Annotated in this window: 14 protein-coding genes; 9 read left to right on the plus strand and 5 right to left on the minus strand. The window is 59.6% G+C overall.

Going from position 1 to position 26,338, the window contains the following annotated elements:
- The first annotated feature begins 21 nt into the window (after nucleotides 1-21).
- The 3 genes from QOM10_RS02700 (at nucleotide 22) to dnaB (ending at nucleotide 2,898) form a co-directional block, all read left to right on the plus strand.
- Nucleotides 22-915 carry a hypothetical protein gene (locus QOM10_RS02700; protein ID WP_016983782.1) on the plus strand — a complete coding sequence of 298 codons (894 nt, stop codon included), beginning with the start codon at nucleotides 22-24 and terminating at the stop codon, nucleotides 913-915.
- A 19-nt stretch (nucleotides 916-934) separates the two neighbouring features.
- Nucleotides 935-1,381: a 50S ribosomal protein L9 gene (gene rplI, locus QOM10_RS02705; RefSeq protein WP_003186385.1), complete on the plus strand. Its 447-nt coding sequence runs from the start codon at nucleotides 935-937 to the stop codon at nucleotides 1,379-1,381.
- A gap of 119 nt (nucleotides 1,382-1,500) precedes the next feature.
- On the plus strand, nucleotides 1,501-2,898 hold the full coding sequence (gene dnaB, locus QOM10_RS02710; RefSeq protein WP_007915846.1) for a replicative DNA helicase: 1,398 nt from the start codon (nucleotides 1,501-1,503) through the stop codon (nucleotides 2,896-2,898).
- A 41-nt stretch (nucleotides 2,899-2,939) separates the two neighbouring features.
- Here dnaB and QOM10_RS02715 read toward each other — a convergent pair whose 3' ends face one another.
- The 3 genes from QOM10_RS02715 to QOM10_RS02725 all read right to left on the minus strand — a co-directional run bounded on the left by QOM10_RS02715 (nucleotide 2,940) and on the right by QOM10_RS02725 (nucleotide 12,943).
- The gene (locus QOM10_RS02715; protein ID WP_316917528.1) at nucleotides 2,940-7,583 is read right to left on the minus strand and encodes an NEL-type E3 ubiquitin ligase domain-containing protein; all 4,644 of its coding nucleotides are present in this window, start codon (nucleotides 7,581-7,583) and stop codon (nucleotides 2,940-2,942) included.
- Nucleotides 7,584-7,665: 82 nt separating this feature from the next.
- Complete coding sequence (locus QOM10_RS02720) at nucleotides 7,666-10,266, minus strand: DUF6543 domain-containing protein (protein WP_316917529.1); 2,601 nt, start codon at nucleotides 10,264-10,266, stop codon at nucleotides 7,666-7,668.
- A 103-nt stretch (nucleotides 10,267-10,369) separates the two neighbouring features.
- The gene (locus QOM10_RS02725) at nucleotides 10,370-12,943 is read right to left on the minus strand and encodes a hypothetical protein (RefSeq protein WP_316917530.1); all 2,574 of its coding nucleotides are present in this window, start codon (nucleotides 12,941-12,943) and stop codon (nucleotides 10,370-10,372) included.
- 208 nt (nucleotides 12,944-13,151) lie between these two features.
- Here QOM10_RS02725 and QOM10_RS02730 point away from each other — a divergent pair, with 208 nt between their 5' ends.
- The 4 genes from QOM10_RS02730 (at nucleotide 13,152) to QOM10_RS02745 (ending at nucleotide 22,840) form a co-directional block, all read left to right on the plus strand.
- Nucleotides 13,152-15,464, plus strand: coding sequence for a YgiQ family radical SAM protein (locus QOM10_RS02730; RefSeq protein ID WP_007915855.1), 2,313 nt, complete (start codon nucleotides 13,152-13,154; stop codon nucleotides 15,462-15,464).
- A 635-nt stretch (nucleotides 15,465-16,099) separates the two neighbouring features.
- Nucleotides 16,100-19,375: a transglutaminase family protein gene (locus QOM10_RS02735; protein WP_316917531.1), complete on the plus strand. Its 3,276-nt coding sequence runs from the start codon at nucleotides 16,100-16,102 to the stop codon at nucleotides 19,373-19,375.
- Between the two features lie 88 nt (nucleotides 19,376-19,463).
- Complete coding sequence (locus QOM10_RS02740; RefSeq protein WP_316917532.1) at nucleotides 19,464-21,950, plus strand: circularly permuted type 2 ATP-grasp protein; 2,487 nt, start codon at nucleotides 19,464-19,466, stop codon at nucleotides 21,948-21,950.
- A complete protein-coding gene (locus QOM10_RS02745) occupies nucleotides 21,950-22,840 on the plus strand; it encodes a transglutaminase family protein (protein WP_316917533.1) in 891 nt (296 codons plus the stop codon). Before QOM10_RS02740 ends, QOM10_RS02745 begins: the two co-directional genes overlap by 1 nt.
- 205 nt (nucleotides 22,841-23,045) lie before the next feature.
- Here the strand turns inward: QOM10_RS02745 and QOM10_RS02750 are convergent, their stop codons facing one another.
- A complete protein-coding gene (locus QOM10_RS02750; protein ID WP_016985374.1) occupies nucleotides 23,046-23,243 on the minus strand; it encodes a hypothetical protein in 198 nt (65 codons plus the stop codon).
- Nucleotides 23,244-23,310: 67 nt separating this feature from the next.
- On the minus strand, nucleotides 23,311-23,898 hold the full coding sequence (locus QOM10_RS02755; RefSeq protein ID WP_064117208.1) for a TIGR00730 family Rossman fold protein: 588 nt from the start codon (nucleotides 23,896-23,898) through the stop codon (nucleotides 23,311-23,313).
- 340 nt (nucleotides 23,899-24,238) lie between these two features.
- Here QOM10_RS02755 and azu point away from each other — a divergent pair, with 340 nt between their 5' ends.
- Nucleotides 24,239-24,685: an azurin gene (gene azu, locus QOM10_RS02760; RefSeq protein ID WP_316917534.1), complete on the plus strand. Its 447-nt coding sequence runs from the start codon at nucleotides 24,239-24,241 to the stop codon at nucleotides 24,683-24,685.
- 185 nt (nucleotides 24,686-24,870) lie between these two features.
- A complete protein-coding gene (locus QOM10_RS02765) occupies nucleotides 24,871-26,325 on the plus strand; it encodes a hypothetical protein (protein WP_127925627.1) in 1,455 nt (484 codons plus the stop codon).
- Nucleotides 26,326-26,338 lie beyond the last annotated feature (13 nt).

The following is a 26,338-nucleotide window of genomic DNA, read 5'->3' on the forward strand; positions in this document are numbered from 1 at the left end:
AAGTAGCAAAGGATTGAATGCATGCGTGCCTTAGCTGAGTTCATCATGCGAGGCCGTATGCAGGCCACTCTCGTGGTGGCCGGATGTGCAACATTGCCGTTGTTGTATTGGTTGGGCGCTGCCGCGGGGAGCCTTGTGCTGCTGCGGCGCGGACTGACGGACGCCCTGGGTGTTCTGTCTCTGGGGCTGCTGCCGGCATTGATCTGGTGGCTGTATGCCGATGACCCACGGGCACTTCTGGTGCTGCTGGGGTCTTCGGGACTTGCGTTGGTTTTGCGCGCAAGTGAGTCCTGGGTTCGCACGCTGCTGGTCAGCGTAGTGATTGGAGTGGTGTTTTCAGTGGTGCTCGGGGCCGCGTTTGCGGCCCAGATCGAGATGCTCGCGCAGGCCTTGATAAAGGTCATGCCGGCGCTTCTTGGTGAGACTTACAAGCAATTGTCGGTCGATGAGCAAGCGCGTTTCGCGTCCCTGATTGCACCGGTCCTGACCGGACTGATTGCGGCTTTGTTGCAAATCGTCAGCGTGCTGAGCCTGATTGTCGGGCGGCATTGGCAGGCGTTGTTGTACAACCCGGGTGGTTTTGGTCGCGAGTTTCGCGCCATCCGGATCCCGCTGGGGCCGGCGATGTTACTGCTGGCGTTGATGCTTCTGGGCCCGAATCTCGGTGCACAGATGGCCATGTTGACGCCGTTGTGCAGTGTACCGCTGGTGTTCGCCGGACTTGCCCTGATTCACGGGCTGGTCGGGCAGAAGCGACTGGCCGGTTTCTGGCTGGTGGGGTTGTACGTCACGCTGCTGTTGTTCATGCAGCTGATCTATCCGTTGCTCGTGGTCCTGGCCATTGTCGACAGCCTGATTGATTTTCGCGGTCGTCACGTGTCGAAAGACACCGATAACGCGAACGGTGAAGGTTAAAAGTTAAGAGGATTTCCACATGCAACTGATCCTTCTGGAAAAAATCGCCAACCTGGGCAACCTGGGCGACAAAGTAAACGTTAAGGCCGGTTACGGCCGTAACTACCTGCTGCCTTTCGGCAAGGCTACCGCTGCGACCGCTGCCAACCTGGCTGCGTTCGAAGAGCGTCGTGCCGAGCTGGAAAAAGCTGCCGCAGACCGTAAAGCATCGGCTGAAAGCCGTGCTGCCCAACTGGCCGAGCTGGAAGTGACCATCACTGCCACCGCTGGCGACGAAGGCAAGCTGTTCGGTTCGATCGGTACTCACGACATCGCTGACGCACTGACCGCCTCCGGCGTTGAAGTTGCGAAAAGCGAAGTTCGTCTGCCGAACGGCACCATCCGCAACGTGGGTGAATTCGACGTGGCTGTGCACCTGCACGCCGAAGTTGAAGCCACCGTACGCGTTGTCGTGGTAGCAGCTTAAGCAACACTGATCGGCTGGCGGCTTGTCCGTCAGACGGTTAACATCGGGCACGATCCTGTTTACAGGTCGTGCCCTTTGTCTTTCTGAATTCCCCGTTTTTCCAAACAACACAAGTGGCCATGAACGATATCTCCGCTCCCGAGCAATACGATCTGCAAACCGCTGCCCTGAAGGTGCCGCCGCATTCCATCGAAGCCGAACAGGCTGTACTCGGTGGTCTGATGCTGGACAACAACGCCTGGGAACGCGTGCTCGATCAAGTCTCCGACGGCGATTTCTATCGACATGACCACCGTCTGATCTTCCGTGCGATCGCCAAGCTGGCCGATCAGAACATGCCAATCGACGTCGTGACCCTGTCCGAGCAACTGGACAAGGAAGGTCAGACTTCGCAAGTGGGTGGCCTCGGTTACCTCGGCGAGCTGGCAAAAAACACGCCGTCCGTCGCCAACATCAAGGCCTATGCGCAGATCGTTCGCGAACGAGCGACCTTGCGCCAGTTGATCGGCATCAGTACCGAGATCGCTGACAGCGCCTTCAATCCTGAAGGTCGTACTGCCGCCGAGATTCTTGATGAAGCCGAACGGCAGATCTTCCAGATTGCCGAGGCCCGGCCTAAAACCGGTGGCCCGGTAGGTGTGAACGATTTGCTGACCAAGGCCATCGACCGCATCGACACCTTGTTCAACACTGACAACGCCATCACTGGCCTGTCCACCGGCTACACCGACCTCGACGAGAAGACCAGCGGCCTGCAGCCGTCCGACTTGATCATCGTCGCCGGCCGTCCGTCGATGGGTAAAACCACCTTCGCGATGAACCTGGTGGAAAACGCCGTGTTGCGCAGCGAGAAGGCGGTTCTGGTGTACTCCCTCGAGATGCCAGGTGAATCGCTGATCATGCGTATGCTCTCCTCGCTGGGCCGCATCGACCAGACCAAAGTGCGTTCCGGTCAACTCGAAGACGATGACTGGCCGCGCCTGACCTCGGCAGTCAACCTGCTCAACGATCGCAAGCTGTTCATCGATGACACTGCCGGTATCAGCCCGTCGGAAATGCGTGCGCGGACCCGGCGTCTGGTGCGTGAACACGGCGACGTCGGCCTGATCATGATCGACTACCTGCAACTGATGCAGATCCCCGGTTCCAGCGGTGACAACCGTACCAACGAAATTTCCGAGATCTCGCGATCCCTGAAAGCGCTGGCCAAGGAATTCAACTGCCCGGTGGTGGCGCTGTCGCAGCTCAACCGCTCCCTGGAACAACGTCCGAACAAGCGTCCAGTGAACTCCGACTTGCGGGAATCCGGAGCGATCGAGCAGGACGCCGACGTGATCATGTTCGTGTATCGCGACGAGGTGTATCACCCCGAAACCGAGCACAAGGGCATCGCCGAAATCATCATCGGCAAGCAGCGTAACGGCCCGATCGGTTTTATCCGCCTGGCGTTTATCGGCAAGTACACCCGCTTCGAAAACCTCGCACCGGGCAGCTACAACTTCGACGACGACGAGTAAAGGCTGGCCGAATCCCGTCGGCCAGCACTCACCTCATTCAGTTACGAACGGGTGCCAGCGGCGTTTTCATCACTGCCGCTGGCCGTGTATTGCGCCAGTTCCTCGCGGCTCAGTTTGTCGATCAGGGCCGCCTCTTCAATCATCCACTCAGCCTGCATCGCTTTCGATTGGGCGTCGTAATCGGCGAACGACAATTCTTTTGCCTCAAATGACGCGTCGAGAGCCGCCTGCCGGTCCTGAAACGGCTGACGCTGAGTTTCGAAGGTTTCCTGATATTTATGGGTCAGGTATTTTTGCCAGAACTCCCTCGACACCAATGCCTGAAACTCCTCGACTGAATTATCCCGCGCAATGACCGTTTGATAAGCGTTTTCCAATTGCGTTTTGGAGACGCCGGCGAGATGCGAGAACCCCATTTTTTCCGGTTGCCCAGGCAACTGCAGGCGGTCTTTCAGGCCGTGGCGATAGAACAGCCTGATTTCGATTTCTTCCGGCACATGTGGCGGTGGCAGGTGCGCGGCCTCATGGGACGTTCTGGCCGCGGCAATTGCTGCTTCGCGTTGCGCGATGTCCGCCGAGGCGACTTTGTCGACCTCGTGCAAGCGGAACAAGGCCCTGGACAGCTTGAACAGTTCAGGCCCCTGAGTCTTGTCGCTGGCTCGGGCTACAGCGTTGTGCATCATTGATATGACTTCGAGGTTGGTAAAGGTAAACGCCGCCCGATCACAGCAGGCCGCTTCGCCTGCGCGATCGAACACGTCGTTGCGCAAGCGTTCGGACTGCGGCGTGTTTTCGGTGATGCTGTCGATCAGTCTCCAGACTCGTCCCTGAAGTTCGTGGTGACCGGTGGAGGTGTCCAGCAGGCGTTCCAGCGTGTTGAACAAACCGTCCGAGCGCGGTTGGTCGCGCAGGGTTTGCCATTGACGCCTGCGATCAGCCACTTGATTGTCGGAGAATCCCGCTGTCCAGCGCTTCATCGGATCATTCCTGATCCAGCGCAAGGGCGCAGGACGTACGATGGCTGTACTGATGATGTTCCTTGCGCCTGTCAGCGGTGTTCCGGCTGCTCTCAGGCGATTTTGGTATTGAAGCAGGCGGGCGTCTGTCGCGTCCGACAGTGGATTGTTCGAAATGTCGGTGATGTTGTTGATGCGCACCGTGTTGGCCAATTGATCATTCGGCGGCGCGATGACAGCGTCGGGAATTTCCGTGATGCGGTTGCTGTTCAGTTCGATGGTATCCAGCCGCGGCTGATGGATGAGGCCAGAGGGAAAGGTGTCGATCCCTGTGTGGGCCAGACTGACAGACCGCAGGTCGACGATCTGGCTCATATCCGGGACGATGCCCAGTTGCCGGTTTCCCTGCAGCTCCAAGGCTCGCAAGGTGGTGCGGCTTGCTAGAACGCGGGCAGTGTCGGCGGTGAGGGTGATGTGATTTCTTTCCAGAGACAGTCGCGTCAGGCCATGCATTTCGCCAATGGCCGGGGGGAGTTCGCGCAGTTGATTTAGTCCCAGATCCAGCCAGCGTATGTGGCGAAAGCGCGTCAGGAAACCCTCCGGAGACGTGCTCAGGTGCATATTGACGAGTTTGAGTGAGCCGACGTGAGTGAAGTCGACGTCTATGTCCGGCAGGCTTGGCAGCCGCAGATTGCTGAGATCGAGTTCCAGGCCGATGGGAGTACCGTCATGGGCGTGAGCTTGCGGCCCCTCTCTTCTCCAGCAACTGATGATCTTGTTGCTGGCCGTGACCCGATCTGCCCGGGTCTGCGCATTGAGCGCCAGCTGGTCGGCGCGAATATACCCGCCCAGATTGCCCCCTCCGGAAAAAACCCAATCGTCGAGCTGGCGTTTCAGTACTTTGAATTCTCGTTCGAGACTGCGCACCTTGATAACTACGGTGTCCGCGTCGAGGCTCCACAGGTATTCCCTGCACTGCTTCATGTTCTTGCCTGGAAACAGCCGTTGGTAACGCCGCGCAACGGAGTTGTCGCTATCGAAGTTGGTGTGAGTCAGCAGTTCGGGAGCAACTGCACTGACGCGCCGCCAAAAGTCATCGAACTTCTTCCCGTAACCGGCTGCAAAGCGGTTGCCATCGAGTTGGGTCGCGGCGTTGACCCGGGCGATCGCCAACAGTTGCTCCGCGGGTGGATCAAGGAAGGTCGGCGGTACTTCCTTCAAGCGATTGTTGCTTAGATCCACAATGATCAGATCGGGCTTGTCCTGCAATCCGCTCGGCCACTGCTCGATGCCTGTGTTATTGAGCAGCACCTGCCTCAGCCTGGACATACCGCTGAAATCCGGCGTCGAACCGAGGGCCGGATTGTTGCCCAGGTTGATCGCCTCGAGCTGGCTCAGGGTACTGAATATCGCCGCGCTGTCCTTCGTCAATTGCAGGCGATTATTGACCAGATCCAGGTTGACCAGGTTATGCATGGCAGAGATGGGGGCGGGCAGAGCTTCAAGCCCGCAATGATTGATCACCAAGCGTTCCAGATTGGGGAAAGCGGACAGGAAAATGTCGGCGTCGCCCGACCAGGCAGCGGTGTTGATAAACAGCGATTTGACATGACTGAAGTCGGCATTGAGCGGCGGCAGTGGCGCTTTGTTCAACGACAGCCTCAGCGTGTGCGTTGAATCCAGCCAACAGGCTCTGGTGATATCCGCGACACGGCGCGCCTGGATTCTGGCCGGTGTGTCTGCGCCTGACGAGTCGGCCTTGCTGCCGTTGACGTAGCTGTCAAGCTGAGCCTCCAGCGAGTCCAGCGCTGCGACTCGTCGTGCCAGTTGCGCTTTGCCGTCTTCATCCAGAGCGAGGAGAAATGCGCGCAACTGCTTTGGGTCTTTATTGGGGTAGACCCGCTGCGCGCTGGCTGTCTCGGGCATGTCGCTGGGGAGTCTGAATGCATCGGCGGCGGCGTTGTTGCCCAGCTCCGGTTGATCGGTTGCCACGCGTTGCCAAAACCCTTCAAGTTTTGTCCAGTAGCCGGGCGGGAACGGATTGCTCTCCAACAGTGTGACGATGTTGATTCGGGCGAGCGCTTCGAACTGATCGGCTGGCGGATTGAGGTTCGCCTCTGGGACCGCGGTCAGACGGTTGTTGCGCAAGTCCAGATGCGTCAGCCGGGTCTGGCTGAGCAGACCTGCTGGCCACTGATCCAATTGTGCGTTGCTCAGGTTCAGCGTCTTGAGGTTTGGCATCCCGGAGAAATCAGGTGATTTACCCAATGGGTTACCTGACAGGTCGAGGTGCTTGAGATTGCCCAGCGAGCTCAGTTCTGCCGCTGCTCGTTCATCAAGGGCGATACGGTTCGTACTCAGGTCCAGGCTGTGCAGGTTGGGCATCTGTGCAATGGCTGTCGGCACGGCACTTAGGGTTGATCCGCTGATATGCAGACCTTCCAGACCGGAGAAGTTGCCGAGCAATGTACTGGCGGAGTCTGACCAGGCGACCGATTGCAATGTCAGGTGGCGAACGTGGCTGAAATCCGCTTTCAGCGCCGGCAGTGGCCCGTTCCCGGCTTCGAGCCAGAGAATGTCGCCGCTCTGATGACGCCAGCAGCGCTTGAGACTTTGGGCGATCTGCTGCGCGTGGCTGGGCGAAACACTGGGGGGCGACACGCTGACGGATTGCCGCAGCCAGGCATCCAGTTCGATCTTGAGGGATTTGTAGGCGTTTTCGCGATGGCTCAAACCGCCGGTGACGTCATCTCCCAAGGACTCGATAAAGCGGCCGAGTTCTTCATCGGTGTGGTCCGGAAACAGTTTTTTTGCGCGCGATTGCGGACTGCGTAACCGGTTGAGCGCCTTAGACAGCCAGTCCCGTATTCCGGGGCCGGCAGAAGCATCTGTGCTATCGCTGCGCTTCATTCCTCCGGCCCCGGCCACGGTGGTCCCCACCCAGCCTTGTATGGCGTCGAAAACGATCGGTTCCGACCGGCCCGGGCGAGTCGCGACATACACGTTGGCGCTGTCGCTGGCGACGGGGTCGTCGCTGCGTACGATGCGCATCACGTTGGCCAGTGGGGTCGAGGCGTCCGGGTCGTGTAGAACCTGATAGGCATGGTTGTCGATCAACGCATACAGTTTGCCGTCGAGGCGATGGAGCCCATCGCTGTCGGGGTCTAAGTGGTTGAAAGCGAGCGGTGTGCGAAACGGTGCCAGACGGGTATCGCTCAGGGGAAAGGTGATCGGTTCGAAGTCGTCCAGCCTGTGCCACCGCCCACTGTCTGGATCGCGCAGCAGAGCGGGGCCGGAAGGCTTCGATTCGCTGGACAGCCTCGCCCGGAACAGACCGCTGTCGGCATCCTTGGCGACCTGCACGGTCCCGACATCGACCACGTCGACATAGGGGCGTCCTTTGTAGATCCTGAAACCCTCGGCATTCGCCGCCGGCAAGCCAACAGGTGCCATGACCCGGTAGTGCTCCAGCGGCGGATCGACAGGGCGCGCCGTTTCGGCGGGTGACGGGGAAGGGTGAACAGTGACCGTGGGCACCGGCGTAATCGCATCGAGGTCAGCGTCGTCCGTCGGCCGGAAGGTGCGTGGTGGCGGACCGATCTCGCTGAAGGTTTCAAAGCCCGGACGCACTGTCGTATCGGCGCGCGCAGGGGGCACGTCTGGCGAGGGTGTGGGTCGAACGTGTGTGTCGTTGGAGGGGGTGCCTTTGCCCGGCAATTTGATTGGCATTTCGTACTTTCCTTGTAGTCGCCAGCAACTCTCGCAGACCGGAGTTGCTGGCGTATTCGGCGTCATTGCCTGATTGGAGGTGTTAGCGGATCGCCGCTGTCGCGTCGCTGGCCAGAGCAAAAATCTTCCGTGCGGTCTTGCCATCGAAGGTCTGGCGCCAGATCGCGACATGCGGCAGGCCGGCCTGTTCGTCGCGGCGCTGGGACTCGATGCCGCGCCTGCTCTGTTCGAGGGTTTTCAGATGGCTGCCCCTGATGGTGAAATTCAGCGGCTCGCTGTCGTGTTTGTCGTAGTGAAAGTGCGCTTCCCATAACGGCGCATTGTCGGCGTGATCGCGGATCGAATAGACGTCGAGAAACGACTTGTCCCGGCCTTTGCCCAGCTGTTTGCGATCAACCGTTTTGACGGCACTCAGCTCAGCGTGATCGATCAGATAATTCAGCCGCAAAATGTCCAGCACGTCCTTGTTCTTGTACATCCGCACCAGCACGCTTTGGCCGTGTGCGGACAATGTGTCTGCGGCCGTTTGCAGGCGTTCGGCCAAGTTCTGGATCTCGGCATCCCCGGCCGCGCTTTCGAGGTTTTGCAGGCGGCGTGCCTGCTCGTTGAGCGGGTCGATGGCTTTTTCCAGGTCTTCAAGAATTTCCGTCGGATTGTCTTTAGCGGCTTCTCTGGCCCGCGCTTCGGCACTGTGCTTTTCAACATCAACCAATAAACGATTGGCCTCGGCGATCAGTTCCGGTCGCGGAGTGCTGACAATGGGCGGACGAACAGGCAGCCATTCACCGTGCCTTTTCTCGTATCGCTCGGCCGGGCCATTTGGTTTGAGCGGGTTGGAGACTTTGATGATGGTGCTGCCATCCGTGGCGGTTTCCGTCTCGCCGACGAGGATTCTCGAAGTGCCGTGCCGGCGGGTGCTGAACACTTTTCTCGGCGCTGCCGGGCGGGCTGTCGCGCTGTCGCCTGGTTGTTGTGGAAGGAAGTTGATGTCGATGTCTTGATCCCGGCTGGGGAGCTCGGCATTGCGATCAAACGTAGCCAGGAGCTCGTTCAGTCGTGTTTCGATTCTGCTCTCGATGGGGTCCGTCAGAGCGAGGATTTCTCTGGCGTACTCGGCTTTGACATGGTCTGCCAACAACCAGGCTTCAAAGCGGCCTCTGTCTCCTCGCAGGTGATCAAGGGTCAGCATCAACGCCAGCGGTTGCGTGCCTGCCGGTATGTTTTCCAGGTCGCCGGAGAACAGATCGATGGAGGAGAGCGAAGGCATGGTCGCGTTTGGCGAGTGGTCCGGCGTGCCCGCAAACAGGTGTACGTACAGACTCAACTTGTTGAAGTTGACACGCTCGGCCGTGGGCACTTCCTGGCTGAGTTCTTCAAGTCTGGGGGCCGCCCCGGGGGCCGCTTTTCTGATCTGCCCCATCACCGCATCCCGATCCTCCAGAAGCTTCAGTTTCTTGTTCAGGTGAGTGATCATCTTTTTGCAGGTTTCGGCGTTCAGCGTCTCGAACATCGGCGAGACCCGCAAATCCATCAGCGCCATGAGCCGGTTCAGGTAACTCACTCGATCGAGCCGGAAGGTGTGCAGTTCCTCCTTGAATGCGCCGCCGGCCTTTAGATGAACCATCCAGTCCTTGTTGTCGACGAGTGACTGGACGAAGTCCGTCTGCTTTTTGATGTGCTTGAGCAAATGGACTTCAATGGCGATCAAGGCTGCCGTCTGCGCTGAGCTGGCAGTGGGCAAAGCGCGTGCCTGACTGTAGAGGCTGTTATACCGGGCAGCTGACTCGACAAGTTCCTTGTGAACTGCAGCGAAGGGTGCATAGCGCTGCAACAGAATCGCCAGGTTTGCTTGAACCCTGTCCCCACGACGCATGCCCCCCATCAATCCAGTGGCAACAAATGCCCAGCTGTTTTGCGCGTCACGCGTGATGGCTCGTGATTCGCCGCTACGGCTGGCGTGATAGATATTTTCGCTGTCATTTGCCACGGGGTCTTTGGCGTTGACGATGCGCCATACCTTCTGCACTGGCGTAGATGCATCCGTATCGAGCATGACCTGATACGCATGGCCGTGGATAACCGTGTAGCGTTTGCCATCGTGTCGAAACAAGCCGTCGCCGTCGGGTGCGCTCGTGCTGAAATCCAGATCCGAGCGAAAGGCTTGCAGGTCGGGACCGGTCAGCGGCACGGTAGTAATTTGGCGATCATCAACGGCATGCCAAAGTCCGCTGTCGGCGTGGCGTAGCAGCATCGGGCCGGAAGGCAGTCGCTCGCTGGCCAGTCTGGCCCGATACAGGCCCGTGTCAGCGTCCACTGCGACCAGCACGATGCCGCCATCGACCATGTCGACATAGCGGCGGCCCTTGTGCGTCCTGAATCCGCTGGCGTCGACAGCAGGCAACGATGCCGACGCAGCCATTCGATAATGTTCGATCGGCTGCTGCGCGGGTACCTGGTTTTCAGCGTGAGGCGTTGCCGGTTGAATCTTGATGGGCGGGGCCGGGCTGATGGTGTCCGGGTCGTTATCCGAGCCTGTTTTACCCGGCCGCGCCGGCTCTGCGCCCCGGCTTGAGCCGACGCTGATCGTGCTGTCGAGGTGCGGCGTCGGTGTCTCCGGTGTTTGATTCGGACGCGTATGGACGTCGACCGAAACGGTGCCTTTGACGGGCGTTTTTGTAGCCATGGTTATCATCCTTGAATGGTTGTCCCCAGGCGTTGGCCCAGAGACAGGCGTCGTTGGGCTTCCTGCCTTCGGACAAGTTTGCTTGTTCAGTCGCGCTCCTGGTTCAGGTGGCCAGTTCGAAGATTCTCTGAGCGGTTCTGCTGTCGATATCCTCACGCCAGATTTTCACGTGCGTGCGTCCGGCCTGTTCGTCCCTGCGCTGGGACGACGTGCCAAGCCTGTTTTGCTGGCGAGTCTTGAGGTGACCGCGCTTTGCCTGAAAGTCCGCTAAAGGGCTGTCCTTCTGTGCGTAGTGGAAGTGCGCGTACCACAGCACCGTGCCGGACTGACTGTCGTTCAGCGTGTAGACGTCGAGAAATTCCTTTTTGTTGCCCTTGCCCAGCGGTATCCGGCTCTGCGTGCGAGTGGCGCTCAGATGCCCGTGGCGGATCAGATACGCCACGCGGTCGTTGCTCAGGTAGTCGGGGTCTTTGTAGAGCCGCACACGAATGTTTTCACCCTCCTGGAGCAGGCGCTGACTGTCGTGGTGCAGGCGTTGCACCAGCGCGGAGATGTCACTGGCGGCGGGATTTGGCGCTTGTTCGATTTGCCGGGCGAGATCGTCCAGTTCGTCGGCCCGGCCAGTCAGAAATTCGACGATACCGCTGGCGTTGCGTTTGGCCTTCTCATCGCGCCATGCGCTATTCAAATGCGCTTCGGATTGTTCCAGGTGCTGCCGCGCCTGAGCAGTCAGCGTCGACAGGTTTCTTTCTTGCCTGGCCATCTGCCGACGCCATTCGCCCTCCCGGCGTTCGTAGGTTTGCAGGACCTCTGTCGGGTCATGCGGGTTCATCACATCGATCAAGTCTTCACCCGCCGCCGTACGACGTGGCCGTCCGACCCGGATCTTGTAGATCCCGTGGTGCTTGCTGCGGAACATTTTTCTCGGTGCCGCCGCTTGCGGGCTCTGGCCCTGTGCCGGGATGAAATCGAAATCGATCGGTTGTTCGTGGGGTGGCAGCGCGGGAGTGGTTTCCTGCTCCTGATGGTAGCGATCCAGATGCTGTTCCAGCGTGTGCTCGAAATGTTCTATGGCTTCGATGATTTCACTGCGTGAGCTGGCGTGTTGCAGGCCGGGGGGCAGTGGCAGATTTTCGTACGAGGCTTTGACGGCCGACGTCTGATCCAGCAAGTCACTGAGCACTGAAATTCGCGCATGCTGGGGAATTTCCTTGAGCGCACGAAAGGCAAAGGTCACTTCACCGAAACAGAACGCAAGGTATCTGGCACTGGCATTGCTGATATCGACAGACGCATCCGCATCGACAAACAGGCGGCTTTTGGCGTAGATCCAGAAGGCAACATTTTCGTGCAGATCGATCGGATCGTAGACCGTGCCTTGCAAGTCCTCGGGTGACAGGCGCCACTTGTGCAAGAGTTCATCGGCGATTTCCTGACGCTTTTTGAGGATCTCCAGTTTGTTCGACAAATGGGCTGCCACGGCCGCGTGGTCGGCAACCGGGCCGCCGAAAATCGGCCCGTCCAGCAACTTTCGCGAATCGCTGGCGATCATCAGCTGGTTGTAGGTCAGCATGCGCCCCTTTTGCAGCACGATGATCTTTTCCCGGTAAGCGACACGCCCCAGGATCGAGACGATGCGTTCCTTTTCGTCGGTGTGCAGGTCGAGGGTTTTTTCCAGTAGCGCCAGCTCCCGCCGATGATGTTCTTCGAGGCGCGCCAAATGGGCGCGCTCACCTTCTTTGCCCTTCAACGCTTGCCAGTGGTGGTGCAACTGCTCTCCCGTGGTCATGGCCTGATTGAATTGCAGTTCCAGCGTCTGTAACTCGAACGTCAGGTCAGCCGCGCGCAGGGCATCCGCCTGATTCGCTCGTCGACGCATGCCTGCCGTGCCGCCCACCAGCGTCCCCACCCAGCCGCGCTGCTCATCAAAGACAATCGGCTCGGATCTTCCCGCACGTGTACCGACGTAAACGTTGGCAGGGTCGGCAGCCACGGGGTCTTCGGGGCGAACGATGCGCATGACCGGCAATGCTGGCGAGGAGGCGTCAAGGTCATGCAGCGCCTGGTAACTCTGATCGCCGATCACTGCGTAGAGTTTGCCGCCGTAACGATACAGTCGGTCCCGGCCGACCTGGACGCCGGTAAAGTCCAGATCGGTCGCAAAATCTTGCAGACGCGTGTCGGACAAGGGGAAGGTGATGCTTTTGCCGTCCTCCAGCGGATGCCAGAGCCCGCTCTCGCGGTCACGCATCAGCAGCGGCCCGGCAGGCGTCAGCTCGCTCGCCAGCCGGGCCCGGTAGAGACCCGATGGCGTATCCGTGACGACCTGCACAATGCCGCCGTTCGGTACATCCACGTAACGACGGCCCTTGAAGGTTCTGACGCCGTGCACATCGGGCGCCGGCAGGGACGCGGGCGCACTGATCCGGTACTGTTCAAGCGAAGGTTCCCGGGCTGACGGACGGATGGACGGAGCCGGGGCCGATGGGGTGATCCTGATCGACGGTGCCGGCCGGATCGCTTCCATATCGGCGCCTGTCGTGAGGGGGCCCGGCACGCGTACCGTGCCGGCCGACAGGGGAATCGTCGGATGCGGCACGTGGCCGCCCCTCGGGCTGCCGGGGCGTGGATGAACATCAACGGTGGTAGTGCCCCTGATGGGCGATTTCGGTGACATTTCTTCATCCTTGAAGGGTTGTCACATCAGCCGGCACAGGTGCCTGACTGATGAATGTTGGGTTAGAACGATGTTTTTCTGCCTGTTACGTGTTGTCGGGCATGCGCGACGCCGGTTGTAAGAGAAACCGACCATTGCCGTCGGAATTGGTCAAAATTTGTGCTATATTCCGCGCCCGCGATTTTTCACTTCAACACCGGTCGTCGACATGCAAGCAGCCAAGCCGTTATTTGACTATCCAAAATATTGGGCCGAATGTTTCGGGCCAGCGCCATTCCTGCCGATGAGCAGGGAGGAGATGGATCAGCTTGGCTGGGATTCGTGCGACATCATCATTGTTACCGGTGATGCCTACGTCGATCACCCGTCGTTCGGCATGGCGATCATCGGCCGGCTGCTGGAGTCGCAAGGCTTCCGCGTCGGGATCATCGCGCAGCCGAACTGGCAGTCCAAAGACGACTTCATGAAGCTCGGCGAGCCGAACCTGTTCTTCGGCGTTGCAGCGGGCAACATGGACTCGATGATCAACCGCTACACCGCGGACAAGAAAATCCGTTCCGACGACGCCTACACGCCGGGCGGCATGGCCGGCAAGCGTCCGGATCGCGCGAGCCTGGTCTACAGCCAGCGCTGCAAGGAAGCGTACAAGCACGTGCCGATCGTCCTTGGCGGCATCGAAGCTTCCCTGCGCCGCATCGCCCACTACGATTACTGGCAGGATCGTGTGCGTAACTCGATCCTGATCGACGCCAGCGCCGACATCCTGCTGTACGGCAACGCCGAACGCGCCATTGTCGAAGTCGCCCAGCGTCTGTCCTACGGTCACAAGATCGAAGACATCACCGACGTGCGCGGCACCGCGTTCATTCGTCGCGATACGCCGAAAGACTGGTACGAAGTGGACTCCACGCGTATCGATCGTCCGGGCAAGGTCGACAAGATCATCAACCCGTACGTGAACACCCAGGACACCCAGGCCTGCGCCATCGAGCAGGAAAAGGGACCGGTCGAAGATCCGCAGGAAGCCAAGGTCGTACAGATCCTGGCCAGCCCGCGCATGACCCGCGACAAGACCGTGATTCGTCTGCCATCGGTTGAGAAAGTGCGTGGCGACGCCGTTCTGTATGCCCACGCCAACCGCGTGCTGCACCTGGAAACCAACCCGGGCAATGCCCGTGCGCTGGTGCAGAAGCATGGCGAAGTCGACGTCTGGTTCAACCCGCCGCCGATTCCGATGACCACTGAAGAAATGGACTACGTGTTCGGCATGCCTTACGCGCGCGTTCCGCACCCGGCGTATGGCAAGGAGAAGATCCCGGCCTACGACATGATCCGTTTCTCGGTGAACATCATGCGTGGCTGCTTCGGTGGCTGCACCTTCTGCTCGATCACCGAGCACGAAGGCCGGATCATCCAGAACCGTTCCGAAGAGTCGATCATTCGCGAAATCGAAGAGATCCGCGACAAGGTGCCGGGCTTCACCGGCGTCATTTCCGACCTCGGCGGCCCGACTGCGAACATGTACCGCATCGCCTGCAAAACACCGGAAATCGAATCGGCGTGCCGCAAGCCGTCCTGCGTGTTCCCGGGCATCTGCCCGAACCTGAATACCGACCACTCGTCGCTGATTCAGCTGTACCGCAGCGCCCGTGCGTTGCCGGGTGTGAAGAAGATTCTGATCGCCTCCGGCCTGCGTTACGACCTCGCGGTCGAATCGCCGGAGTACGTCAAAGAGCTGGTGACCCACCACGTCGGTGGTTACCTGAAGATCGCCCCGGAACACACCGAGGAAGGTCCGCTCAACCAGATGATGAAACCGGGCATCGGCAGCTATGACAAGTTCAAGCGCATGTTCGAGAAGTACACCAAGGAAGCGGGCAAGGAGCAGTACCTGATTCCGTACTTCATCGCCGCCCACCCGGGCACCACCGACGAAGACATGATGAACCTCGCGCTGTGGCTCAAGGGCAACGGCTTCCGCGCTGACCAGGTGCAGGCGTTCTATCCGTCGCCGATGGCCACCGCCACCGCGATGTACCACTCGGGCAAGAACCCGCTGCGCAAGGTCACCTACAAGAGTGATGGCGTGACTATCGTCAAGAGCGAAGAGCAGCGTCGTCTGCACAAGGCGTTCTTGCGTTATCACGACCCGAAAGGCTGGCCGATGCTGCGTGAAGCGTTGATCCGCATGGGCCGTGGCGATCTGATTGGTTCGGGCAAGGATCAGTTGATCCCGACGCACCAGCCGGCTACCGACAGCTACCAGAGCGCCCGTCGCAAGAACTCGACGCCGGCCGGCAGCCATAAAGTGGCGAAGGAAGGCAAAGAGAAGACCACCAAGATCCTCACTCAGCACACCGGCCTGCCGCCGCGTGCCAGTGATGGTGGTAATCCGTGGGACAAGCGTGAGCAGGCCAAGGCCGCGGCGTTTGCCCGCAACCAGCAGGCGGCCAAGGAACGCAAGGACGCCGCGAAAGGCAAAGGGCCGAAGCCGACACGCAAGCCGGTGGTACCGCGCTAAACATCGCTTGAGCTGAACAGAACGCCAACCTTCGGGTTGGCGTTGTGCATTTCTGGGGCTGGATATTGGGTTGTCCGGGAGATCCATCCCCCTCACCCCAACCCTCTCCCCCATGGGGGGCGAGGGGGAAGGGAGCAGATCTCCATGCTTCTCAAAATCCGAGTTCGACTCAGGACTTTCACTTCGGCGTATCTCCAACAGCCACCCCGGTCAGTCCCCTTTTCCCCAGCGGACGAGGGGGAAGGGAGCAGATCTCCATGCTTCTCAAAATCCGAGTTCGACTCAGGACTTTCACGTCGGCGTATCTCCAAGATCCAACGCGGTCTGTCCCCTCTTTCCCAGCGGATGAGTGGGAAGGGAGCAGATCTCCATGCCTCTCAAAATCCGAGTTCGACTCAAGACTTTCACGTCGGCGTATCTCCAACATCCAACGCGGTCAGTCCCCTCTCCCTCCGGGAGAGGGCTAGGGTGAGGGGCTCTTCGCAACATTTACGTGCAATGAGCCCAAACCATTTCCCCGCATCGCCCGATTTTGGTGCTGTACTGCCCTAAGCATTCCGGGAAAGCGCCCAAGCCTGTGCATGGCATAAGTCTTGCGCGCTTTCGAATACGCTTAGGCTCGCAGGAGGCACGCCGTGTCGATTCATGTCGCATTGCATCACGTCACGCATTACCGCTACGACCGCGCTGTCGAACTCGGCCCGCAGATCGTTCGCCTGCGCCCGGCCGCCCACAGCCGCACGCGGATTCTGTCGTATGCGCTGAAAGTCTCGCCCGAGCAGCATTTCATCAACTGGCAGCAGGATCCGCAGGGCAACTACCTCGCCCGACTGGTGTTCCCCGAGAAAACCAATGAGTTGCGCATCGAGGTCGATCTGCTCGCCGAAATGGCGGTGTTCAATCCGTTCGACTTCTTCCTTGAACCCTACGCCGAGAAAATCCCCTTCGCCTACGCGGTCGATGAGCGCAAGGAGCTGGCGCCGTATCTCGAAACCCTGCCGCTGACGCCGAAATTCAAAGCCTATCTGGACGCCATCGACCGTACGCCATTACCAGCGGTGGATTTTCTCGTGGCGCTCAACCAGCGTCTGAGCGAAGACATCGGTTATCTGATCCGCATGGAGCCGGGCGTACAGACACCGGAACACACCCTCGAACATGCCTCCGGTTCCTGCCGGGATTCGGCATGGTTGCTGGTGCAATTGCTGCGCAACCTCGGCTTGGCCGCACGATTCGTCTCCGGCTACCTGATTCAACTGACCGCCGATGTGAAAAGCCTCGACGGCCCGTCCGGCACCGAAGTGGATTTCACCGACCTGCACGCCTGGTGCGAAGTGTATTTGCCGGGTGCCGGCTGGATCGGTCTGGATGCGACGTCAGGGCTGTTTGCCGGTGAAGGGCATATTCCGCTGGCCTGTAGTCCCGATCCATCTTCAGCGGCGCCGATCAGTGGCTTGGTCGAGCCTTGCGCGTGTGAGTTCAGCCATGAAATGTCGGTCGAGCGGATCTGGGAGGCGCCGCGCGTCACCAAGCCTTACACCGATGAGCAATGGCTGGCGATTCAGGCGCTCGGCCGGCAGATCGATGCCGACCTGCTGGCGGATGACGTACGCCTGACCATGGGCGGCGAGCCGACTTTCGTCTCCATCGATGATCCGGACGGCGCCGAGTGGAATACCGCCGCGTTGGGCGCGGATAAACGCCGGCTCTCCGCCGAACTGTTCCAGCGCATGCGCAAGCATTACGCGCCGAAAGGTCTGGTGCATTTTGGCCAGGGCAAGTGGTATCCCGGCGAGCAACTGCCGCGCTGGTCGCTCAATTGCTATTGGCGCCGCGACGGCGTGCCGATCTGGCACAACGACGCTTTGATCGCCGATGAGCAGCAGGATTACGGCGCCAATGGCGAATTGGCCGGGCGCTTTCTGGCCAGCGTCGCTGAACGCCTGAAGTTACCTACGCGTTTTGTCTTCCCGGCCTACGAAGACAATTTCTATTACCTATGGCGCGAGGGCACGTTGCCGAGCAATGTCAGCGCCGAAGATTCGCGTCTGGAAGAGCCGCTTGAGCGCGCACGCCTGCGCAAGGTCTTCAGTCAAGGCCTGAACAAAGTCATTGGCCAGGTGTTGCCGCTGGCGCGCACCGCCAAGGGCGACCAATGGCAGAGCGGGCGCTGGTATCTGCGTGATGATCACTGCCGTTTGGTGCCGGGAGATTCGCCGCTGGGCTATCGCTTGCCGCTGGGTTCGCAGCCTTGGGTGAAAGCCGCCGAGTATCCGTTTATCCATCAACAGGATCCGAATCAGGATTTCCCCGAGCTGCCGGATGCCGCGCAGCTCAACCGTCACAGCGAACCCGCGACGGTTGATGAACGCGTGCCGAAAATCGACGAATCTGCCGATTGGCTGACCCGCACTGCGTTCTGCGCTGAGGCCCGCGAAGGGCGTTTGTACTTGTTCATGCCGCCGCTGGAGCGGGTCGAGGATTATCTTGAACTGGTGGCGGCCATTGAAGCCACCGCCGAAGAACTGCATTGCCCGGTGTTGCTGGAAGGCTACGAGCCGCCGAGCGATCCACGTCTGAGCAATTTCCGCATCACCCCGGACCCGGGTGTGATCGAGGTGAATGTGCAGCCGTCGGCGACCTGGGACGAGTTGGTCGAGCGCACCGAGTTTCTCTATGAAGAGGCGCGCCAGACCCGCCTGACCACCGAGAAATTCATGATTGATGGCCGTCACACCGGCACCGGTGGCGGTAACCATTTTGTTCTCGGCGGTGCGACGCCGGCAGACTCACCGTTCCTGCGTCGCCCCGATCTGCTGCGCAGCCTGATCAGTTACTGGCACAACCATCCGTCGTTGTCGTATCTGTTTTCCGGATTGTTCATTGGCCCGACGTCGCAGGCGCCGCGTGTCGACGAGGCTCGCAATGACGCGCTGTACGAACTGGAAATCGCTTTCGCGCAGATGCCGGAACCGGGCGAGGAATGTGCGCCGTGGCTGGTCGATCGACTGCTGCGCAATTTGCTGATCGACGTCACCGGCAACACTCACCGTGCCGAGTTCTGCATCGACAAACTCTATTCGCCGGACGGCGCCACCGGACGTCTTGGCTTGCTGGAATTGCGCGCCTTTGAAATGCCCCCCCATGCGCGGATGAGTCTGGCCCAGCAGTTGCTGTTGCGGGCGTTGGTCGCACGGTTCTGGCGCGAACCTTATGCGCCGCCGAAACTGGCGCGCTGGGGCACCGAACTGCATGACCGTTTTCTGCTGCCGCACTTTATCGAGCAGGACTTCGCCGACGTCATCGTCGAACTGAACAACGCCGGTTATCCGCTGCGCGCGGAATGGTTTGCGGCGCATATGGAGTTTCGTTTTCCCAAGGTCGGCGATTATGCGGTCAACGGTATCGAACTGGAGTTGCGGCAGGCGCTGGAGCCGTGGCATGTCCTGGGCGAGGAGGGCGCGGCAGGCGGTACGGTGCGTTACGTCGATTCCTCGCTGGAGCGTTTGCAGGTCAAGCTCAAAGGCCTGCCGCCGCAGCGTTATCTGTTGACCTGTAACGGCATCGCAGTGCCGTTGCACCCTACCGGGCGCGTGGGCGAGTTCGTTGCCGGTGTGCGTTATCGCGCGTGGCAACCTTCCAACTGCCTGCAACCGACCATTCCCGTACACGCACCGCTGGTGTTCGACCTCCTCGACACCTGGATGGGCCGTTCGCTGGGCGGTTGTCAGTATCACGTCGCGCATCCCGGCGGGCGCAATTACGAGACGTTGCCGGTCAACGCCAACGAAGCGGAGAGCCGGCGTATGGCGCGGTTCTTCCGCGTCGGACATACGCCGGGGAAACTTCCTGTACCGAATGTAGAAATCAGTGACGAGCTGCCGATGACAATCGATTTGCGACGTTTCTAAGGCCTACGCGACACGCGGATTTTTCGTATATCCGCGCGTCATGTGCCTGCGTTAGTCTGACCGTTCCTTGCTGTCTGCCGAGCTTTCCATGCCTGACCTGCTAGACCGCTACCCGCTTACGGCGGGCACTTATCACGAACTGCTCGACGGCAGTGGCGCGGTGCGCCCGCATTGGCAGCGGCTGTTCGATCAGTTGCAGCGCAGCACGCCGGCACAACTGGTGCAGCGGCAAGCCTTGTTGGCGCGGCAGATTCAGGAAAACGGCGTCACTTATAACGTCTATGCCGACCCGAAAGGCGCGGATCGGCCATGGGAGCTGGATCTGTTGCCGCATGTGATTGCGGCGGATGAATGGCAGCAATTGTCGGCAGGCATCGCTCAGCGCGCGCGACTGCTCAACGCTGTGCTGGCGGATTTGTACGGGCCGCAGCGGTTGATCAGTGAAGGCTTGCTGCCCGCTGAACTGGTCTTCGGTCACAACAATTTTCTCTGGCCCTGCCAAGGCATCGTTCCCCCGGAAAACGCCTTCCTGCATCTTTTTGCGGTGGATCTGGCGCGCACTCCGGATGGGCGTTGGTGGGTGACTGCCGATCGCACACAAGCGCCATCGGGCGCCGGGTATGCCCTGGAAAACCGCACCATTGTGTCGCGTGCCTTTCCCGAGTTGTACCGGGATCTGAAGGTGCAGCATCTGGCCGGCTTCTTCCGCACATTGCAGGAAACCCTCGCGCGACAGGCGCCGTGTGACGATGACGCACCGCTGGTGGTGTTGCTCACGCCGGGTCGTTTCAACGAAAGCTATTTCGAACATCTGTATCTGGCTCGCCAGCTCGGTTACCCGTTGGTCGAGGGCGGTGACCTGACGGTGCGCGACGCCACGGTCTATCTGAAAACCCTCAGTGGCCTGCGTCGGGTACACGCGATCATGCGCCGTCTGGATGATGATTTCTGCGATCCGCTGGAACTGCGCACGGACTCTGCGCTGGGCGTGCCCGGGCTGCTCGAAGCGGTGCGTCAGGGCCGCGTACTGGTCGCCAACGCGCTGGGCAGTGGCGTGCTGGAGTCACCGGGACTGCTCGGGTTTCTGCCTAGAATCAATCAATACCTGTTCGGCGAAGAACTGCTTCTGCCGTCGATCGCGACGTGGTGGTGCGGCGAGGCGCCGGTATTGGCGCAAGCCCTGGAGAAACTTCCCGAGCTGCTGATCAAACCGGCCTTCCCCTCACAAAGCTTCGCACCTGTGTTCGGCCGTGATCTGAGTGAAAAACAGCGTCAGGCGCTTGCCGAGCGCATGCAGGCGCGCCCTTACGCCTATGTCGCGCAAGAATTGGCGCAGCTGTCGCATGCGCCGATCTGGCAGGCGGAAAACGGTCAACTGCAACCACGAGCAATCGGCATGCGCATGTACGCGGTGGCCAGTGGTGATGGTTATCGCGTGCTGCCCGGTGGCCTGACCCGGGTGGCCGCCGATGCCGATGCCGAAGTGGTGTCGATGCAGCGCGGCGGCGCGAGCAAAGACACCTGGGTGTTGGGCGATCGTCCGCCCAGCGGCGAACAGTGGAAGACTCAACGCAACGTCGGCGTCCACGATCTGGTGCGGCGCGACCCGTATCTGCCCTCACGGGTGGTGGAAAACCTGTTCTGGTTCGGCCGTTACTGCGAACGCTGTGATGACAGTGCGCGACTGCTGCGGATCATGCTCGCGCGGTATGTCGATGGCGATGACCCGCAAGCGCTACAGGCGGCGGTCGATCTCGGCGAGCGACTGACGCTGTTACCGGACGAAGGCGAATTGCCGGAGCGCTTGCTCGCAGCACTGCTCGGCGAGGACTGGTCGTTCAGCCTGCGCTCCAATCTGCAACGCTTGCAGTGGGCGGCCTCGCAGGTGCGTGGCAAGCTTTCGCGCGAGAACTGGCAGGCGCTGGTGGAGCTGCAGCGCGAGGCGATGGAACTGGACACCGACGAACCCGACTTCGGCGAGCTGCTGGATTTTCTCAATCGGTTGGTGATGTCGCTGGCAGCGCTGTCCGGTTTTGCCTTGGACGACATGACGCGCGACGAAGGCTGGCGCTTTCTGATGATCGGCCGGCGTATCGAGCGACTGCAGTTTCTCAGCAGCAGCCTCGCGGCGTTTCTGCGTGGCGCCGGTGCTTTCGATCAGGCGGGCCTGGAGTGGTTGCTGGAGTTGGGCAACAGCAGCATCACCTATCGCTCACGTTATCTGGCCGTGGCGCAATTGATTCCGGTGCTCGACCTGTTGCTGCTTGATGAACAAAACCCGCACGCGGTGTTGTTTCAGTTGAAATTGGTGACTCGTACGTTGAAACGTTTGAACGATGATTTCGGTGTGCCACGGGAAACGGGGCTGCCGCAACTGGTCGAGCGTCTGGCACGGTTCGATCTAGGCTGTCTGGAGAATCCATTGTTCGGGGAGTCCAGCGTCCGCGCCGCGCTCACTGGCCTTGCCGATCTGCTACAAGAGATTGCCGAGGCCAGTGGGCAAGTGTCGGATCGTCTGGCCCTGCGCCATTTCGCCCATGTCGATGACGTCAGCCAGCGCACGGTGTCCGTCTGATGAATGCTCGATACCAGATCTTCCACGACACCTGTTACCACTACGACAGCCCGGTGTCCCTGGCGCAGCAACTGGCGCACTTGTGGCCGCGAAAATGCGATTGGCAGCGCTGCACCGAACAGCAATTGCTCATCAGCCCGGACCCGACAGCGCGGCGCGATGAGCTGGATGTATTCGGCAATCCATTGACCCGACTGGCCTTTGAGCGGCCGCATGACGAATTGCAGGTCAATGCACAACTCAGCGTTGAAGTGCTGGCGCGGCCGACGCTGGACTTCAATCAGTCACCCGCCTGGGAGTTGACCCGCGATGCGCTGAGCTACAGCAGCCAGCCGTTGTCCGCTGAGTTGCTCGAAGCCTGTCGCTACCGGTTTCAGTCACCGTACGTGCATCTGAAACGCAGTTTCGTCGAGTTCTCGCAAAGCTGTTTCCCGGCGGGCCGCCCGTTGCTGTTGGGTGTGCAGGACTTGATGCAGAAGATCTTCAGCGAATTCACCTTCGATGCCGAGGCGACCCAAGTGGCGACACCACTGGTGGAGGTGCTGGAGCGGCGACGCGGGGTTTGTCAGGACTTCGCACACTTGATGCTGGCGTGCGTGCGTTCGCGAGGGCTGGCGGCGCGCTATGTCAGTGGTTACCTGCTGACGCAGCCGCCACCGGGACAACCACGCTTGATCGGCGCCGATGCGTCGCATGCCTGGGTTTCAGTGTTTTGTCCGGTGCTGGGCTGGGTGGACTTTGATCCGACCAACAATGTGCAGCCGGCGCTGGAACACATCACGCTGGCGTGGGGGCGGGATTTTTCCGATGTGTCACCGTTGCGCGGGGTGATACTCGGCGGCGGCAATCATGATCCGGAAGTGCGCGTTACCGTAATGCCACTGGATTAACGCCGATCAAACTGTAGGAGTGAGCCTGCTCGCGATAGCGGTGTGTCAGCGGCAAATATTTCAACTGACACACCGCTATCGCGAGCAGGCTCACTCCTACAAGGAAATTGGGGTGGTTCTGGGAAGGCTGTGAGGGCCGGCGGTGAAACCGCCAGCCCCGTCACAAATCCGCAGGGTCTGATTCGATGATCAAACCCGGTGGGGTTCAGGCGTCGGGTGCCTGATCTTTCGGTGTTTCAGTTGCTTCGGTTGCATCAACATCATCTTCCGTTGCCACTTCACCCTCAGGGTTCAGTGCTGCTTCTTCAGCGGTTTGTTTCTTGCGCTGAAGCTTTTCCTCTTTCTTCTGTTCCTTTGCCAGGTCTCGTTGACGTTTGGCGAAGGAGTAATTGGGTTTGGCCATGGGCGTTCCTCTTGGTCGAAGGTGAGGTTGAGCGGCGCGTATTCTGCCCTGTATCGGTGCCCGGCAGTTAGCCGGGTTTTTGGTCGACCCACTTGGGCGTGACGGTCGGCTTCCAGTTATCCAGGGCATCGAGCAGTGTTTGCGGCGATTCGCTCACTTGCAGCATGTCACGGTGTGGCGCACGAACGAAGCCTTCGCCGACGATATGGTCAAGAAATGCAGTGAGTTTGCTGTAGAAACCGTTCACTTCCAGCAGGCCCAACGGTTTGCCGTGGTAGCCGAGCTGGCCCCAGGTCCAGACTTCGAACAATTCTTCCAGCGTACCGAGGCCGCCGGGCAAGGCGATGAACGCATCGCTCAGTTCAGCCATACGCGCCTTGCGCGCGTGCATGCCGTCGACCACTTCCAGGCGTGTCAGGCTTTTGTGGCCGATTTCCTTGTCCATCAGGCTCTGCGGAATGATGCCGATCACTTCGCCGCCAGCGGCCAGCGCCGCGTCGGCGACAATGCCCATCAAACCCACAGCACCACCGCCGTAGACCAAGGTCAGCTTACGCTCGGCGAGGGCTCGGCCAAGGGCAATGGCGGCTTCGGTGTAAGCCGGATCAGTGCCTGCATTGGCACCGCAAAATACACATACGGATTTCAGAGACATGCCTTCCTCCTGGGTCAATCCGTCACAGGGTAATGGCTGGCACGCCTTGATCCAAGGCCTAAACTTCGCGTTCAGGCGATTCAAAGGTACCGCTGGCGCCACAGGCGTAAGCGGCGAGCAAACTGCACAACAGACCGTTAAAGAACATGACAGGCACTCCGTCTCAGTAGATGCGCCGATCATAGGGCCGGCCGGGGAATCTGGCCGTTAGATTGTCTCGATGAGTGTCATAGTCTGAAAGTTGTATACAATTTTTGACTCAAGTCATAGGAACTTGCGAAGATTTCAGGCAGTCTTTCCACCATTCGTGTTTTTGTTAACCCTGCCTTGGAGATTCACCATGTTTTCCAAAGTTGTTGCGGTATCCCTGCTGGCGCTGGCCAGCAGCCAATTGATGGCTGCCGAGTGTAAAACCACCGTTGACTCCACCGATCAGATGTCCTTCAACACCAAGGAAATCGTGATCGACAAGAGCTGCAAGACCTTCACCGTCGAACTGACCCACTCTGGCAGCCTGCCGAAGAACGTGATGGGCCATAACCTGGTAATCAGCAAAGACGCGGACATGCAGCCAATCGCCACCGCTGGCCTGGCCGCGGGTATCGACAAGAACTACCTGCCGGAAGGTGACGCGCGCATCATCGCTCACACCAAGATCATCGGCGCCAAGGAAACCGATTCGGTGACCTTTGACGTATCGAAGCTGGATGCCGCTGAAAAATACGGCTTCTTCTGCTCGTTCCCGGGCCACATCTCGATGATGAAAGGCACTGTCACCCTCAAGTAAATCCGGGTTCCGGTATTGCAAGAAACGCCGCTGCGCGATGATCGCCAGCGGCGTTTTTGCGTCCGGCGCAAAGCTACCGTTCGTCCGAATCAGGCGCCTACCTGTTATTTCTGACAGTAGACCACTCCTTCAAACTCGGGCTTACATGAGTCTTCTTTCCAGACGATTGCAAAGAGGATTTCCACATGAATGCCAAGAGCAAAAATTCGACCTTAGCCGACCTGAAAATCACTAGAGTGTTTTCAGGTGGGCAGGACGTTGTCGACGGCGGCACGATTTTTTCCGCAAGAGCCAACTTCACCGTCACCGGGCCTGTCGACGCCCGTCTGCAGCTCCTTATCGATGATGTGCCGAAATACAACGGCCAGACAAACAACGCGGGCGACCTGTCTTTTTTGATAGATGATCTTCCGGATGGGCGGCACGAATATCGGCTGGCCCATGAGGAGGAGCGCACCGATCCATTTATCTTGAATGCGGTTGCGACCAAACCCTTCATCGAAACGTTGAAAGATTCCAATGGGAATGTTGAGAACGGCGGCTCGACCGAAGATACCGATCTCAGCATCAATGGCTTGTGGAAGGAAGGTCAGATATGGATCTTGAACGGTGCTGCCGCTGAACCGATTGCCATGTTTCGCGTGGGCACTGACCGCACTTGGGGCGGCGATCTCAAGCTTGCAACGGGAAAAATCCATACGCTGAAAGCCAGAGCGGATGATCGATCGGTGTCCGACCTCTATACCGTGACCGTCGGCGAGGTCTCCGAAGGCGAGGTGAAGATCACTTCGCTGAAGGATTCGGAGGAGGGCGAGATCGAAGACGGTGATACTACCGCAGACACCACACTGACGATCACCGGCTCGGCGAAGGACGGCGAGGTCAAATTGCTGGATGGAGATAGCCCGACTCCGATTAAAACGTTTACGGCAGCGGATGGCACTTGGGGTGGCGAAATCGAGCTCACGGCGGGTAAAACCTATGTGCTGAAAGCCGAGGACGTAGACGGCAAACAATCCGAGACCCACACCGTGATTGTCAGCGAGGCGTCCGAAGGCGAGGTGAAGATCACTTCGCTGAAGGATTCGGAGGGGGGCGAGATCGAAGACGGTGAGACTACCGCAGACACCACACTGGCGATCACCGGCTCGGCGAAGGACGGCGAGGTCAAATTGCTGGATGGAGATAACCCGACTCCGATTAAAACGTTTACGGCAGCGGATGGCACTTGGGGTGGCGATATCGAGCTCACGGCGGGTAAAACCTATGTGCTGAAAGCCGAGGACGTAGACGGCAAACAATCCGAGACCCACACCGTGATTGTCAGCGAAGTGCCCGAAGTCGATTTAAGGATTACTTCGCTGACGGATTCGGAAAGGGAAGTAGAAAACGGTGGGAATACCGACGACACCACTCTGACAATCGGCGGCACGGCAAAAGACGGCGAGATCGAGTTGCTTGAGGGTGCTAACACGACGCCGATTGAAACGTTTACTGCGGCGAATGGCATCTGGGGTGGCGAGTTCGTCCTCGCAGCTGACGCAACCTATGTGCTGAAAGCCAAGGATGCAACTACAGAGTCTGAGACCTACACCGTGACTGTCAACGCGGCGCCCCCTGAAACTCGCGTGAAGCACTGATTGCGAGTCTGCG

Source organism: Pseudomonas sp. P108 (assembly GCF_032613195.1).
Classification (GTDB): Bacteria; Pseudomonadota; Gammaproteobacteria; order Pseudomonadales; family Pseudomonadaceae; genus Aquipseudomonas.

What these genes read in the sequence shown, in the direction of transcription:
- QOM10_RS02765 (WP_127925627.1), top strand. Translation starts at nt 24,871, where the DNA reads ATGAATGCCAAGAGCAAAAATTCGACCTTAGCCGACCTGAAAATCACT.
- QOM10_RS02740 (WP_316917532.1), top strand. Translation starts at nt 19,464, where the DNA reads ATGCCTGACCTGCTAGACCGCTACCCGCTTACGGCGGGCACTTATCAC.
- QOM10_RS02715 (WP_316917528.1), bottom strand. Translation starts at nt 7,583, where the DNA reads ATGCCAATCAAATTGCCGGGCAAAGGCACCCCCTCCAACGACACACAC.
- dnaB (WP_007915846.1), top strand. Translation starts at nt 1,501, where the DNA reads ATGAACGATATCTCCGCTCCCGAGCAATACGATCTGCAAACCGCTGCC.
- rplI (WP_003186385.1), top strand. Translation starts at nt 935, where the DNA reads ATGCAACTGATCCTTCTGGAAAAAATCGCCAACCTGGGCAACCTGGGC.
- QOM10_RS02755 (WP_064117208.1), bottom strand. Translation starts at nt 23,898, where the DNA reads ATGTCTCTGAAATCCGTATGTGTATTTTGCGGTGCCAATGCAGGCACT.
- QOM10_RS02750 (WP_016985374.1), bottom strand. Translation starts at nt 23,243, where the DNA reads ATGGCCAAACCCAATTACTCCTTCGCCAAACGTCAACGAGACCTGGCA.
- QOM10_RS02730 (WP_007915855.1), top strand. Translation starts at nt 13,152, where the DNA reads ATGCAAGCAGCCAAGCCGTTATTTGACTATCCAAAATATTGGGCCGAA.
- QOM10_RS02725 (WP_316917530.1), bottom strand. Translation starts at nt 12,943, where the DNA reads ATGTCACCGAAATCGCCCATCAGGGGCACTACCACCGTTGATGTTCAT.
- azu (WP_316917534.1), top strand. Translation starts at nt 24,239, where the DNA reads ATGTTTTCCAAAGTTGTTGCGGTATCCCTGCTGGCGCTGGCCAGCAGC.
- QOM10_RS02745 (WP_316917533.1), top strand. Translation starts at nt 21,950, where the DNA reads ATGAATGCTCGATACCAGATCTTCCACGACACCTGTTACCACTACGAC.
- QOM10_RS02720 (WP_316917529.1), bottom strand. Translation starts at nt 10,266, where the DNA reads ATGGCTACAAAAACGCCCGTCAAAGGCACCGTTTCGGTCGACGTCCAT.
- QOM10_RS02700 (WP_016983782.1), top strand. Translation starts at nt 22, where the DNA reads ATGCGTGCCTTAGCTGAGTTCATCATGCGAGGCCGTATGCAGGCCACT.